Origin of the sequence: Mycobacterium yunnanensis (assembly GCF_025823185.1) — a bacterium.
Lineage (GTDB): Bacteria > Actinomycetota > Actinomycetes > Mycobacteriales > Mycobacteriaceae > Mycobacterium > Mycobacterium yunnanensis.
In genome coordinates this window covers 246,876-260,224 of the sequence record NZ_JACKVK010000004.1, presented here as the reverse complement: position 1 = coordinate 260,224, position 13,349 = coordinate 246,876, and the positions used below count along the sequence as shown (strand labels likewise).

General features: G+C 68.4%; 15 protein-coding genes and 1 pseudogene. 7 read left to right on the top strand and 9 right to left on the bottom strand.

What is annotated here, in order from left to right:
- Nucleotides 1-41: 41 nt before the first annotated feature.
- Nucleotides 42-233 (top strand): annotated as a pseudogene (locus tag H7K45_RS06625) (sterol desaturase family protein); the annotation flags it as partial.
- On the opposite strand, the gene H7K45_RS06620 reads toward H7K45_RS06625, so the two are convergent.
- From H7K45_RS06620 to H7K45_RS06610, 3 genes are read right to left on the bottom strand one after another with little or no spacing between them, the layout of a single operon-like run.
- Nucleotides 217-957, bottom strand: coding sequence for a L,D-transpeptidase (locus H7K45_RS06620; protein WP_263994982.1), 741 nt, complete (start codon nucleotides 955-957; stop codon nucleotides 217-219). The pseudogene H7K45_RS06625 and the gene H7K45_RS06620 overlap by 17 nt on opposite strands.
- 33 nt (nucleotides 958-990) lie before the next feature.
- A complete protein-coding gene (locus H7K45_RS06615; protein WP_263994981.1) occupies nucleotides 991-1,626 on the bottom strand; it encodes a Pr6Pr family membrane protein in 636 nt (211 codons plus the stop codon).
- A gap of 1 nt (nucleotide 1,627) precedes the next feature.
- A complete protein-coding gene (locus H7K45_RS06610; protein WP_263994980.1) occupies nucleotides 1,628-2,911 on the bottom strand; it encodes a DUF7159 family protein in 1,284 nt (427 codons plus the stop codon).
- 111 nt (nucleotides 2,912-3,022) lie between these two features.
- Between H7K45_RS06610 and H7K45_RS06605 the strand changes: the two genes are divergently transcribed.
- Both H7K45_RS06605 and H7K45_RS06600 read left to right on the top strand, forming a co-directional pair.
- Nucleotides 3,023-4,486, top strand: a complete 1,464-nt coding sequence (locus H7K45_RS06605) for a peptide MFS transporter (RefSeq protein WP_263994979.1) — start codon at nucleotides 3,023-3,025, stop codon at nucleotides 4,484-4,486.
- 103 nt (nucleotides 4,487-4,589) lie between these two features.
- The gene (locus tag H7K45_RS06600; protein WP_263994978.1) at nucleotides 4,590-4,787 is read left to right on the top strand and encodes a hypothetical protein; all 198 of its coding nucleotides are present in this window, start codon (nucleotides 4,590-4,592) and stop codon (nucleotides 4,785-4,787) included.
- Between the two features lie 19 nt (nucleotides 4,788-4,806).
- Here the strand turns inward: H7K45_RS06600 and H7K45_RS06595 are convergent, their stop codons facing one another.
- Complete coding sequence (locus tag H7K45_RS06595; protein WP_263994977.1) at nucleotides 4,807-5,754, bottom strand: threonine ammonia-lyase; 948 nt, start codon at nucleotides 5,752-5,754, stop codon at nucleotides 4,807-4,809.
- Between H7K45_RS06595 and H7K45_RS06590 the strand changes: the two genes are divergently transcribed.
- Nucleotides 5,749-6,258, top strand: a complete 510-nt coding sequence (locus H7K45_RS06590; RefSeq protein WP_263994976.1) for an acyl-CoA thioesterase — start codon at nucleotides 5,749-5,751, stop codon at nucleotides 6,256-6,258. The genes H7K45_RS06595 and H7K45_RS06590 overlap by 6 nt on opposite strands.
- A 59-nt stretch (nucleotides 6,259-6,317) precedes the next feature.
- The gene (speB, locus tag H7K45_RS06585) at nucleotides 6,318-7,310 is read left to right on the top strand and encodes an agmatinase (protein ID WP_263995090.1); all 993 of its coding nucleotides are present in this window, start codon (nucleotides 6,318-6,320) and stop codon (nucleotides 7,308-7,310) included.
- On the opposite strand, the gene H7K45_RS06580 is transcribed toward speB, so the two are convergent.
- The 4 genes from H7K45_RS06580 to H7K45_RS06565 all read right to left on the bottom strand — a co-directional run bounded on the left by H7K45_RS06580 (nucleotide 7,307) and on the right by H7K45_RS06565 (nucleotide 10,354).
- Nucleotides 7,307-8,191: a cyclopropane mycolic acid synthase family methyltransferase gene (locus tag H7K45_RS06580; RefSeq protein WP_263994975.1), complete on the bottom strand. Its 885-nt coding sequence runs from the start codon at nucleotides 8,189-8,191 to the stop codon at nucleotides 7,307-7,309. The genes speB and H7K45_RS06580 overlap by 4 nt on opposite strands.
- Nucleotides 8,192-8,369: 178 nt before the next feature.
- Nucleotides 8,370-8,678 carry a putative quinol monooxygenase gene (locus H7K45_RS06575; protein WP_263994974.1) on the bottom strand — a complete coding sequence of 103 codons (309 nt, stop codon included), beginning with the start codon at nucleotides 8,676-8,678 and terminating at the stop codon, nucleotides 8,370-8,372.
- A gap of 4 nt (nucleotides 8,679-8,682) precedes the next feature.
- Nucleotides 8,683-9,570, bottom strand: a complete 888-nt coding sequence (locus H7K45_RS06570; protein ID WP_263994973.1) for a TIGR03854 family LLM class F420-dependent oxidoreductase — start codon at nucleotides 9,568-9,570, stop codon at nucleotides 8,683-8,685.
- 1 nt (nucleotide 9,571) lies between these two features.
- Nucleotides 9,572-10,354, bottom strand: coding sequence for a class I SAM-dependent methyltransferase (locus tag H7K45_RS06565; protein WP_263994972.1), 783 nt, complete (start codon nucleotides 10,352-10,354; stop codon nucleotides 9,572-9,574).
- Nucleotides 10,355-10,408: 54 nt separating this feature from the next.
- On the opposite strand from H7K45_RS06565, the gene H7K45_RS06560 reads away from it, so the two are divergent.
- A complete protein-coding gene (locus tag H7K45_RS06560; RefSeq protein WP_263994971.1) occupies nucleotides 10,409-10,861 on the top strand; it encodes an SRPBCC family protein in 453 nt (150 codons plus the stop codon).
- A 77-nt stretch (nucleotides 10,862-10,938) separates the two neighbouring features.
- Here the strand turns inward: H7K45_RS06560 and H7K45_RS06555 are convergent, their stop codons facing one another.
- Nucleotides 10,939-12,879, bottom strand: a complete 1,941-nt coding sequence (locus H7K45_RS06555; RefSeq protein ID WP_263994970.1) for a flavin-containing monooxygenase — start codon at nucleotides 12,877-12,879, stop codon at nucleotides 10,939-10,941.
- Between the two features lie 62 nt (nucleotides 12,880-12,941).
- Here H7K45_RS06555 and H7K45_RS06550 point away from each other — a divergent pair, with 62 nt between their 5' ends.
- The gene (locus H7K45_RS06550; RefSeq protein WP_263994969.1) at nucleotides 12,942-13,337 is read left to right on the top strand and encodes a hypothetical protein; all 396 of its coding nucleotides are present in this window, start codon (nucleotides 12,942-12,944) and stop codon (nucleotides 13,335-13,337) included.
- Nucleotides 13,338-13,349 lie beyond the last annotated feature (12 nt).

The following is a 13,349-nucleotide window of genomic DNA, read 5'->3' as shown; positions in this document are numbered from 1 at the left end:
CCACAGAGAGGACTGGTCTTACCACTTGACCTCTGACCATAAAGCCCAAGACGCGGTTCTACCGGGCGATCTGGCGCAATCACCGGCAGCACCACTACAAGAACGAGCACTACTGGTTCACCGTGACCAGCGCGGGCACCGCCGACCGCATGTTCGGCACCTACCCGGACCCGGCTGAGGTCCCGTCATCGCCGACGGCGAAGAACCTCCACTCGGCTACGCCTGGACGATGATCGGGTCTCCGATGCTGACCTGGTCGTAGTACCAGGCCGCGTTGTCGGGGCTGAGGTTGATGCAGCCGTGGCTGACGTTGGAGATCCCCTGCTGGGCCACCGACCACGGGGCGGCGTGCACGTAGACCCCACCCCAGGTGACCCGCACCGCGTCGTACACGGTCAGCTTGTACCCCTCGGGGTCGCTGAGCGGGATGCCGATGGTGCGCGAATCCATGATCACCGGGGACTGCTTCTCCAAGGCGGTGAACGAACCGATCGGGGTGGTGTGCTTGGGCTTGCCCATCGAGGCCGGCATCGTGCGGGCCACCTGACCGTCGACGCTGACGGTGAAGGTGTGGGCGTCCAAGTCGGCGACGCCGACGACCGACGCGCCTGCCTGGAACGTGGTCTTCGCCCCTCCCACCGACAGCGCGACCGTGGTGTGGGCCGGCCAGTAGCTGCTCGGAGTCCACTGCACGACGTCGTCGGTCAACCACGCGAAGGTGCCCTTCGGGGCGTCCGGCGAGGTGACCCGAAAGGACCGCTCCGCCGCGGCGCGGTCGGCGACGGGGCTGGCGAAGGTCACCGTGACGGGCATGGCGACGCCGACGACTTGCCCCGGCGCCGGGGAGACGTTTGCGACGGCGTCCGGTGCCGGGACGGCCGCCAGACCGGTCGCCGCGGAACCGTTGAGCAGCAGGGTCGCAATTCCCGCCACCGCCAACGCATGTCGCAGAGTCATACGCACGTGAACAACCTCCGGGTGGTGTCGGGCTTAGCTCGATGATAGATCGGTCGGGGGCGCCAAGACGTTAGCCGGTGTGGGGCGCGCCACTGCCAGTAACAGATAGCCCAGCCCGACGAAACCCGCCGCGAGCACCGCGACGTTCACCGTCACCCCGGCCGCGCCGACGCTGCCGGGATCGAGGAAGTAATACGGCGCGCGCCGCCCCACCCGGTTGAGGACCACCAGCGCCACGCCCAAGTAGGCGGCGGGATACACCAGCCACGCCAACGGCTGCCACCAGCGGGCGGCGCCGCGCCGCACCAGGACCCAGTCTGCGACCGCGAGCACCGGCACGACGACGTGTAGCAGGAAGTTGGCCGGGGTGTAGCCCATGCTGCGCCCGGTCAACAGCAGGTTCCACACCACGCCGGCCACGACGACGTAGAGCACGACGGCACCTCGCAGGCCCGCGCGGTCGTCGGCGCGCCGCGAGAACAGCGTCCACGCGTAGTAGGCCGCGGCCAGCAGGTTGGCCTGATAGGTGAAGGTGATCAACCGCCAGGCCACCCCGGATCGCGAGGTCAGTTCCACGACGACGAGCGCCGTCGCGACCGCCAGCACGATCGCGAGGCGAAGGACGAGGTGCAGGGCGGCGCGCGTCGTCGGCGGGAGAAAGGTCGTCAAACTAGCCCGGCCCGGGCGTCAACTTCTCTTTGATGCGGGTCAGGATGCCAGGCTTCTTCGTGGGAACCGGCGCGACGTACGGAGGTGCGACCGACGGCGGCAGCGGCGTGCCGACCATGGGCGTCTCGACTGCGGGGTCGACGGGCGCGGGTGCGTCGGGTGCGACGACGGGTGCCTGGTCGACGGGTGCCTGGTCGACGGGGGCTTGATCCACGGACGGCGCGTCGGCGGGTGCGTCGACGACGGCCACGGGCACCTGGTCGTCGACCGACGGCGGCGCCTCCGACGGGGCCGGAGTCACGGCCTCGACGACGGGCTCCGGCGGCAGCACGACCGGTGGCGGGGGTGCCGCGGGCGGCGGAACCGAGGCGACCTGCGGGATGTCGGCCCGGACGGCGGGGGCGGGCTGGCTGGGCAGCGCCGCGCGCGTCGGAGTGAGCTGGGTGCTGATCGCGATCGACACCGACACGACGAAGGTCACGGCGCCGACGGCGAGCATCGCAAGTGGGCCGGCGATGGCCAGCGTGCGACGTCGGCCGTGTCGCGCGGTGAGGGCGTCCCTTTCGGTGCGATCGTCGCGGGCCTGGACGACGAAGGCGTCCTCCAGCGCGGCACGCGGCATCTCGGTGGTCTGCGCCGAGGCGAGCGCCGCGCCGCGGGCCAGGGCGAGCTTGGCCTCTTCGGGTGCGTAGACCGGCACCGACAAAGCGTCCTCGAGTTGGTGCAGTACGGGGTCGAGATCACCGGCGGAGCCCACGACGACCAACGCCTCGGGCGCCCAGTCGGCGCGGGTGAACACCGTGCTCAACCAGCTGATGAGGGCGTCGTCGGAGTCGACCGAGTGGTTGAACGCGGTCTGCACCGCCCCGTCGTCGGTGTTGACGATCAGCGAGATGACCGAGTCGGGGTCGATCACGCAGACCGCGGTGGTCGTGTAGCCGAGCACGTCGGCGATACCGCGAGCCAGCGCCTCGGTGGCCTCGGGCATGCGAATCGCCACGACGTTGTCGAAGCCAGACTCCGACAGCGACTCCATCAGCATGGAGGCCTGCAGGTCGGCGTCCTCGCTCCAGGTCACGCCGATGGAGTGCAGGCGCAATCCCCTGGTCGCGGCGATCGCCTCGGTCCGCAGCACCGCGGCGGTCGCCTGCGCGGAAGAGTGCACGTCACCGTCGGAGAACGCGATGGAATCGCGATCCATCGTGGCGCCGTCGGCGTCCTGGCCTTCGACCAGCACCAAACCGACCGACGTCGGCGTCATCGACAAACCGAGGACGGCGTCCACACGTTCCCCTTCGGAGCCACGAGGCCGCCTCACACGGGCAGCATCAGCGTGGAGGACCATTGCGCGCGACATTACCCGTTGTCCCCCACCCGCGCGTGGCAGGGTGACCCCATGACTGACGGAAGGACCGAGGATCAGAGGTCGACGCGCACCGTGATGGGCCACCCCATCGGGTTGGTGAACCTCTTCGGCGTCGAACTGTGGGAGCGCTTCTCCTTCTACGGGATGCTGACCATCCTCGGCTACTACCTGTACTACTCGGTGACCGACGGCGGCCTCGGCCTCCCACAGGCCACGGCCACGGGCATCGTCGGCGCGTACGGCGGTTTGGTGTATCTGTCGACGGTGCTCGGTGGCTGGATCGCCGACCGCGTACTGGGCATGGAGCGCACCGTGTTCTACGGCGGCGTCGTCGTCATGCTCGGTCACATCGCACTCGCCGTCCTTCCCGGGCTGACGGGCGTGGGTGCCGGGCTGTCGCTCGTCGCGTTGGGATCCGGGGCGCTCAAGGCGAACGCGTCCTCACTGCTGGGCACGCTCTACGACGAGGGCGACCCGCGCTCGGACGGCGGGTTCACGCTGTTCTATCTGGGGATCAACCTCGGCGCGTTCGTCGGGCCCTTGATCACCGGGCTGTTGCAGACCAGCGTCGGCTTCCACTGGGGATTCGGCGCCGCGGCGGTCGGGATGGCGCTGGGTTTGGGCCAGTACGTCGTCTTTCGACGCAACCTGGGCACGCACGGCCGAGACGTGCCAAACCCGTTGCCGCACGGCCAGATCAAGGTCTACGTCGGCGCCCTGGTCGTCGTGGTGGCGGTGGTCGCAGCGTCACTGGCACTCGGGCTGGTGCGGCTGGACAACCTGTCGCAGGTGACGACCGGCGTCATCGTCGTCGCCGCCGTCGTCTACTTCGTGGTGATGCTGCGCAGCCCCAAGGTCGACCGCGTCGAACGCACCCGGGTTCGCGCGTTCATCCCGCTCTTCGTCGCCAACGCGGTGTTCTGGTCGTTGTTCCAGCAGATCTTCACCGTCCTGGCGGTGTACTCCGACGAGCGGATGAACTGGACGGTGTTCGGGTGGACGGCGCCGTCGAACTGGATCGGGTCGATCGAGCCGGTATGGGTGATCGTGCTGTCGCCGGTGTTCGCCGCCCTGTGGACCAAGCTCGGCAACCGGGCTCCGACCACCCCGCGCAAGTTCGCCTACGGCGTCGTCGGCATGGGTGTGGCGTTCCTGCTGTTCCTGCCCATGGCGGGGACGACGGGCAAGGCGGTGCCCGCGCTGCTGGTGGCCGCGATCCTGGCCGTCTTCGCCGTGTCGGAGCTGATGCTCTCCCCCATCGGGCTGTCGGTCACGACCAAGCTGGCGCCCAAGGCATTTCGCGCACAAATGATGGCGCTGTACTTCTTCTCCGTGGGCCTGGGCACGTCGATGTCGGGGGTGCTGGCCAAGTACTACGACCCGGCGAGGGAATTCGCGTACTTCGGCATTCTGGGGGTCGTCGCCATCGCCGTCGGCGTGGTGGTCTTCGCCCTGAGCGGGTGGATCAGTTCACTCATGGAGGGCGTGCACTGATCGTCGCGACCGGCGCCTTGGCCGAGTTGTGACCTGTCGTAGGCCGAATCCACGCCACGTCGGCGCGATGATGGAACCCGAGAGCTTCGGCGAAGGAGGCGTCATGACGGCACCGGAATTGCTGGTGGAATCCGGCGTGGCTTCCGTGCGTCGGCTCGGCCGGTTCGACGCGACCGCCAGCTGTTCGTGCGGGTGGTCGGGCCGCCGCCGAGTGCTGACGGCCGCCGCGGAGCAGGACGCGTGGGCGCACGCCATGCGCGACCGGTGTGAGGTGTCGACCCCACTGGTGCTGACCTGGTAGTCCGGTACGGCCGTACCAGTCAGCTGGCGAGGATCTCCGCGAGCAGAGCCGGTTCGACGTTGCCGCCCGACAGCACGATCACCGTCGGACCGGGCGGGGTGTCGCGGCTTCGGTAGGCCGCCAACGCCGTTGCGCCGCTGGGTTCGGCCACCAGGTGCGCCCGCAGCGCGATCTCTCGCACGGCGGCCCGAATGTCGTTCTCGGACACGGTGATCAGATCGTCGAGTACCCGCTGAAGGTGAGTGAAGGTCAGCTCCGAGGGCTGCGATCGGAGCCCGTCGGCGATCGTGCGGTTGCGATCCTCGATCGACCAGTCGACCCGGCGCCCCGCCGCAAGGCTCGCGGCCGTGTCGGCGGCGAGTTCGGGTTCGACGCCGATCATTCGGGCACCGGGCGCGAGCGCCTTGACCGCGGTGCCGATGCCCGACGCCAAGCCCCCGCCGCTCACCGGGACGATCACGGTCGCGACGTCGGGCAGGTCCTCCACGATCTCCAGCCCGATGGTGCCCTGCCCGGCGATGACGTCGGGATGGTCGAACGGCGGGATCAGCACCCCGCCGGTCCTGGCCACGACGTCCGCGGCCACCTTCTCGCGTTGGCCGGCGGCGCACAGCACGACCTCGGCGCCGTGGCTGCGGGTGGCGTCCACCTTGACCGTCGGCGTCTCCTCCGGCATGACGATCGAGGCGGCGACGCCGAACGTCGCGGCCGCGTACGCCACGGCCTGGGCGTGGTTGCCGCTGGAATACGCCACGACACCCCGCGCCCGGACGGCGGGATCGAGGTGGCTGATCGCGTTGAACGCGCCACGGACCTTGAACGCACCGATTGCCTGCAGGTTCTCTGGTTTGAGGAAGAGCGGACGCTCCGGATCGCCCCACGGGGCGGGGATCAGCGGCGTCCGCACGACCGATCCACGAATGCGTTCGGCGGCGGCCCTGATGTCGTCGACGGTGACCACGTGCATGCCTCGAGTCTGTCAGCAGGCGTCGACTGCAAGGGTGTCGGTGTGACCGACGCGTTCTGCCTGCCGATCGTCCCCCGTTACGCCGAAGTCGACCAGCAGGGCGTGGTGTTCCACGGCCACTACCTCACCTGGTTCGACGAGACCTCGACGGCCTACCTCGACCACCTCGGGGTGTCGATCGCCCGATTCGAGGAATGGGGCCTGGATCTGCAGTTGGTGCACGCCGAGCTCGACTACCTCGCCCCCGTGCGCTGGCGCGACGACGTCCGCGTCGAGGCACGCTGCGTGTCGACCGGGCGGACGAGCTTCTCGTTGGCCTTCGAGGCGGTGCGCCGCGCCGCCGACGGAACCGAGGTCACCACGACCCGGGGCCGCAACGTCTACGTCGTGGTGTCGACGCAGGACTGGACCAGCCGCGAGATCCCTCCCGAAGTGCGCGACGCGCTCACTCGCGTTGCGAGTCAAGGGCTTGACGCGCCCGATGGCGGTACCGTCGCCCCATGAGCCATGATCACGGGGACCATTCGCACGCCGACGCACCCCGTCGCGAACTCCCGCCGGGCATGGCCGAGCAACTGGACCTGCCCTATTCGGGGCTTGCCACCTTCGGCCATCGACCGTTCCTGACCGAGGTCGAGCAACTCGACGCGTGGCAACCCGACGTCGCGATCGTGGGAGCACCGTTCGACGTCGCGACGACGAATCGCCCTGGTGCGCGGTTCGGCCCGCGGGCCATTCGGGCGACGGCCTACGAACCGGGTACCTATCACATGGATTTGGGCCTGGAGATCTTCGACTGGCTGGAGGTCGTCGACTTCGGCGACGCGTTCTGCCCGCACGGCATGACCGAGGTGTCGCACGCCAACATCCGTGAGCGCGTGGCGGCGGTCGCCTCCCGCGGCATCGTGCCGGTGGTGCTGGGCGGGGATCACTCGATCACCTGGCCGTCGGCCACCGCGGTCGCCGACGTGCACGGCTACGGCAACGTCGGCATCGTGCACTTCGACGCGCACGCCGACACCGCCGACATCATCGACGGCAACCTGGCCAGCCACGGCACCCCCATGCGCCGGCTGATCGAGTCCGGCGCGGTCCCCGGCACCCACTTCGTGCAGGTGGGTCTGCGTGGGTACTGGCCGCCGCAGGACACCTTCGAGTGGATGCAGGAACAGGGCATGGTGTGGCACACCATGCAGGAGATCTGGGAGCGCGGCTTCAAGGCCGTGATGGCCGACGCGGTCGGCGAGGCGCTGGCCAAGGCCGACAAGCTGTATCTGTCGGTGGACATCGACGTCCTCGACCCCGCCCACGCCCCTGGCACGGGCACCCCGGAGCCCGGCGGGATCACCAGCGTCGACTTGCTTCGGATGGTGCGCCAGCTCTGCTACGACCACGATGTCGCGGGAGTCGACGTGGTGGAGGTGGCACCCGCCTACGACCATGCCGAGCTGACGGTGAACGCCGCGCACCGAGTGGTGTTCGAGGCCCTCGCCGGCATGGCGGCCCGGCGCCGCGACGCTGCGGGAGCCGAGATGGGGCCGCCCGGGCGCCGTTAGGACTTCGCGAGCGTGAACTGACAGATGTCGGTGTAGCCCTCGGTGAACAGTTCCGCGCAGCCGGTCAGGTACCGCATGTAGCGGTCGTAGACCTCTTGGGACTGGATCGCGATGGCCTCGTCCTTGCGGGCCTCGAGTGCCGCCGCCCAGATTTCCAGCGTGCGGGCGTAGTGCAGCCGCAACGGCTGGACCCTGGTCACCGTAAAGCCGGCCTTGGTGGCGTGCTCCTCCACCTTGGTGACCTGAGGAAGGTCTCCGCCGGGGAAGATCTCGTCCATGATGAACTTGAAGAACTTCAGCTTGTTCATCGTCAACGGCAGCTTGCGGTCGGCGAATTCGTCGTCACTGGGCTTGACGATGGTGTGCAGCAGCATGACGCCGTCCTCGGGCAGCACGCCGTAGGCCATCTCGAAGAAGTCGTCGTAGCGGTCGCGGCCGAAGTGCTCGAACGCACCGATCGACACGATGCGGTCCACCGGCTCGCGAAACTGCTCCCAGCCTTGCAGGAGCACGTCCTTGCGACGGGGGCTGTCCGACTTCGCCAGCAACTCCTTGACGTAGGCCTGCTGGTTCTTGCTGAGCGTCAGCCCGACGACGTCGACGTCGTGGCGTTCCAGGGCCCGGTTGACCGTCGCACCCCAGCCGCAGCCGATGTCGAGCAGCGTCATCCCCGGCTCGAGTCCGAGCTTGCCGAGCGACAGGTCGATCTTCGCGATCTGGGCTTCCTCGAGCGTCATGTCGTCACGCTCGAAGTACGCGCAGCTGTAGGTCTGGGTGGGATCCAGGAACAGCCGGAAGAAGTCGTCGGAGAGGTCGTAGTGCGCCTGCACGTCTTCGAAGTGCGGCGTCAAGCCCTGGGTGTCGTTCTTCGTATCTGGCACAGTTCAGCCTTCGGCGTCAGGATTTTGAGTAGAGTCGGCGGCTCCGCGTTCTCGAGAGCCATCCCCCGTAGGTCCGCGCAATCTGAGGAAGACTACCCGAAACGGCGAGTGCACCTCTAATTCGGTGCGGCCAGCAACCGCCGGTGTCACCGAGCCGTAAGCACGGTTTGCTGACCGCTCACGTGAGGAATCGTTGCGAGGTGGTGTCGTACTCCGCAACCGACGCCCCCAGCAGCGCGGCGCCCTGTTCGTCGCTCGGACCACTACCGCGAAAGGTCTCGGCAGCGGCTTGCGAGACCCACCGTTCGTAGACGTTGACACGACCCGGATCCAGGACGTCAGCCGAGATGGCGAAGTCCAGGCACCCCGATGCGGCACGCGCCTGCCGGACGACCTCGACACAGGTGGCCAGGTAGTCGTCGCGCCCGTCGGGGTCCACCATCAGATGTCCTGCGACGACGACGCTGCGGTCCACGTCCTCGGTCACGTGCTCAATTCTCCCTCGGTAGCAGTTCGCTGGCGAAGCGGTCGACGAAGTCGACGGCACGCGTGCCGCCGGTCGGGCGAATCACGAACTTGGTCAACCCCGCGCCGACGTACCCGTCGATCATTCGGTGCAACGCAGGCCACCCGTCGGCGACCAACTCGGCCGGGTCGACGTCGGGCCGTCGTGCCCGCACCGCGGCGACGACGTCGTCGGACAAGCCGTTCTCGGCGACGGCGACGTTGATGCCGTAATGGTCGGCCTCGACGGCTCGACCCGCCTCGGCGGCGGCCACCTCGATCGCTTCGCGACCGCGGCGCGCTTCCTCGGGGGTCAGGAACGAGCCGAGCCAGCCGTCGGCGAGCCGGCCGATGCGGCGAAACGCACTCGGCGCCGATCCGCCCAGCCAGATGTCGACCGGCCGGGCCGCGCGGGGACCGACGGCCATCGATCGCGCCGAGAAGAACTCACCGGTGAAGTCGTCGCCGTCGGACCGCAGTGCCGCCCGGAGCATGGCGAGGGCTTCGTCGAAGACCGCGCCGCGACTGCCGTCGGGCACGACGAAGGCGTCCCGCTCGGCGGGGAGCGCCGACCGGAGTCCGAAGACGGGCAGTACCCGCTTGGGAGCGAGGGCGGCGAGCGACGCGAGCTGCTTGGCGACGAGCACCGGGTGGCGGCCGGGCAGGATCGCCACCGACGTGCCCACCTTGAGCTTGGTGGTGCGTGCCAGCGCGTAGGCCATGCCGACGACGGGGTCGACGGCGTCGTCGTAGACCAGTTCGGAGAACCACAGCGAGTCGACGCCGGCAGCTTCCAGTCGGTCGACGAGATCGGCCAACTCGGTGGGACTGGCGGCGGGGCCAGAGCCGAGGCTCACGCCGAATCGAATCTTCACCTCACCCAGTCTGCCCGCGATGCATGCGCGCCCGCATCTGCATGAAGGCGAACAGACCCGCGGTTCCGGTCACTCGCTCGTAGGCGTCGACCTGATCGGCGACGAATCGTTCGCGTTCCTCGACTGGCAGGCGATCGGTCCAGGCCGTCGACCCCATTGCAGACCAGCGCTGGAAGGCCTCCCGGGATCCGAAGTCCCACTGCCGGTCGTTGACCACGAGATCGTCGAGCACCAAGCCGGCCGACGCTGCCAACGCCTCGTATCCATCGGGATTCACGTGCACGAACGGCGGGTCGAAGCCCTCGAACCACGGCGCCCACCGAGGTCGACGGGACACGGTGGTCGTCACGTCCTCCAGGCTGGGGCGCGGTCCGGCGCAGACCACCTGCACCACCAACGACCCACCGGGTTTGAGCACGGCGGCGATCTGACTCAGGGCCAGGCGTCCTTCCGGCACCCAGTGCAGCGCGTTGAAGGACACCGCCGCGTCGAAGACGCAGGCGAACGGCAGCGCGCGGACGTCGGCGACGACGAATTGCGGGCCGGCATCCCCGACGGTGGCTGCGGTGGCCGCGGTGGCGATCATCCGGTGCGACGGGTCGGCTCCGATCACCATCCCGCGCGGCGCCAGGGAAGCGATGGCGCCGGTGAGAAAGCCGTCACCGCAACCGATGTCGAGGACGTGGTCGTCGGCGCGGAACTCGAGCCCCGCCATCGCCTCGGTGATCATCATCCGCTGCAACCCGCTGAGCTCGGCGTATTCGTCCCCGTTCCAGTCGGTCACCCGCCTATCGTGACAGCTGACCATGGCGTTCGACTGACGAAGGCGGGTTCCCGGATGCAGGCAGCTGTCACCGTGGCGATGGATGCCCCCGCGGAGAAGGTGTGGGATCTCGTCGCCGACGTTCGCAACACCGGCCGGTTCTCCCCTGAGACGTTCGAGGCGGAGTGGCTCGGCGGCGCTACGGGGCCGGCGCTCGGCGCGATGTTCCGGGGGCACGTCAAGCGCAACGAGATCGGCCCCGTCTATTGGACGACGTGTCGCGTCACGGCGTGCGACCCCGGCCGGGAGTTCGGCTTCGAAGTGCTCATCGGCGACCGGCCGGTGAACAACTGGCATTACCGATTCGTCCCGGCCGGGGGCGGCACCGAGGTTACCGAATCCTTCCGGATGAACGAGGGGCTGATGACGACGTTGTTCGGCGTATTCGGCGGGCAGCTGCGCACTCGCCGCAACGTCCGCGACATGCGCAAGACCCTGGAGCGAATCAAGGCCGTCGTCGAGGCGTGACGCCGACGCGTGGCGCGGGAATTCCTGCAGCCAATGTGGCTGCAGGAATTCATGTTTGGACTGGTGGGGGTGACGAATCAACGAAAGACGAAGTCGTCCGGGTCGACGACCCGCGTCCAGGCCCAGTAGTCGACCAGTCGCCACGGGCTCAGGGTGTACACCTCGCCGTGGCTGTTCTTGTAGAAGGAATGCTCGATACTCGGATGCGCCCACACCAGGGTGCGCATCTCCGCCTGACTGCGTCGCACCCACTCGTCGGTGACGTCTTGGCGCGGCTCCATGGAACGATGGTTGTCGGTGATCAGGTGCTCCAAACAGCCTGCGATGTAGCGCATTTGACATTCGGAGTGGAAGATCAGGCTGCCGCCGCTGGCGAGGTTGGTGCCGGGGCCGTACATGCAGAAGAAGTTCGGGAAGCCGGGCACCGTGATGCCGAGGTGGGCCGCGGGTCGTTCGCCCCACTGACCGCGGAGGTCGCGGCCGTCTCGACCGGTGACGGTCATGGGCCACAAGAGATCCCCGGCACGAAAGCCGGTGGCGTAGACGATGACGTCGACGTGGTGGTGCGTGCCGTCGGCGGTCACCACCGCGTCGGGAGTGAGATGGTCGATGGGGGTGCGCACCAGGTCGACGTCGTCGCGGGTCAGCGTCTTGAGCCAGCTGCCGTTGTCCTGCAGAGTGCGCTTGCCGGTCGCCGGATAGTCCGGGACGACCTTGTCCGCGAGTTCGGTGTCGTCGCCGACTTGGCTCGTGATCCACTCCGTGAACACGAGCCGGGTGAGCTCGTTGATCTCGCTGACGGCCCGTTGCTGATCGGGATAGTCGGGGTCGACGCGGGCCGCCGCCAATCCCTTGTCACACCCCGGCCAGAACAGCAGGAACCGGTACCACCGACCATAGAACGGCAGGTGGCGCAGAGCCCACTGCACGCCGGGTCCGACGGCTTCGTGGTAGTTGGGATTGGGGAACATCCATTGGGCGGTGCGCTGGAAGACGGTGAGATGTTCGACGTCCTCGGCGATGGCCGGCGCGATCTGAAAGCCGCTGGCGCCCGCGCCGATCAACCCCACGCGACGACCCCGCAGGTCGACCGAGTGGTCCCACCGGGCGGAGTGAAAGGCGTTGCCGGCGAACGATTCCCGCCCGTCGATCGGGGGGATGTGCGGCCGGTCGAGCTGACCGACCGCGCTGATCACCGCGCGGGCACGTAGCGTCGACTCGGTGCCGTCGGCGGCACGGGTGCGAACGTCCCACGTCGCGGCGGCCTCGTCCCACGTTGCGGCGACGACTTCGGTCTGCCACCGGACGTGCGGCGTGACGCCGCGGTCGTCCATGACGCGTTGGAAGTACGCCTGCAATTCGGGTTGTTCGGCGAAGAAGTGGGTCCACTGGTCGGTCGGTTCGAAGCTGTAGCAGTAGAAGTGGTTTCCCACGTCGACCCGCGCGCCCGGGTAGGTGTTCTGGTACCAGGTGCCACCAGGTCCGGCGTTCTTCTCGACGATGGTGAACGGGATTCCCGCCTCGAGCAGCCGGATGCCTGCCAGCAGACCGGACTCCCCGCAGCCGATGACGACGACGGGAAAGTCTCGGCGCGCGGCCGCCGACGCGTCCGCGTACGGGCCGTCCCTCACCGCGCGGCCGTCGGTGCCGTCGAGCTCCATCTCCTCGAGCACCATGGGGACGTACTCGTCGGGCACCGGTTCGCAGACCAGCCACTCCATCATCTCCTTGAGCAGAGCGCCGTCGACCGGTGCCGGTTCGGGACAGCCGCGATCGCGGTAGTCGGCGATCACGCGAAGCGCGAGGGCGCGGGCCGCCGCCTTGTCGTCCTCGGACATGTAGCCCTGCACTTCGTTGAGGAACAGGCCGGCCGGCCGCAACGCGCCGCGGATCAGGGCCGGATCGCCGGACATGTGCACCAGGCTGAGCATTAGCGTGGGGATGCTGACGTCGAGCAGCGCTTCGGCGATCTCGACATCAGAGGTCGTAAACGGTTGCCCTGCATGTGGGTTGCGCACCCGTCGGTGCTACCACACGCCACGGGCGGTTGGGTGCCTTATGGGCCGGGTATCAGGCCCGCATGACAGCCCATGACGACGACACCGTCGCCGCGGTCGGCAAGGTGTCCGAGGCCCTCGAGTACGTCGAACGCGCCCGCGGCCACCTGTACTCCTTTCATCAGCTGATGGGTCACGCCGACCTGACGCTGGGAGAGGCGTGCGACGATTTGCGCACAGCAGGCCACGGCGAGGTGGCCGACCGTCTCGAGACCGACATGGTGGGTCGGAACGTCCTGCACGGACGGTGGACCTTTCAGATCGTCGAGGAGTTCGACGACGGCTATTGGAGCAGGTTCCGCGAGCACGACGCTCGGGTGCGCGACGAACTGGTCGGCGGTGAACGCCACCTGTTCGAGGCCAACATGAAGGAGGACCGACGCAGTCGCGGCCGATCGGGGCACGAAGCGCGGCCGTGACGCTACGCTCGC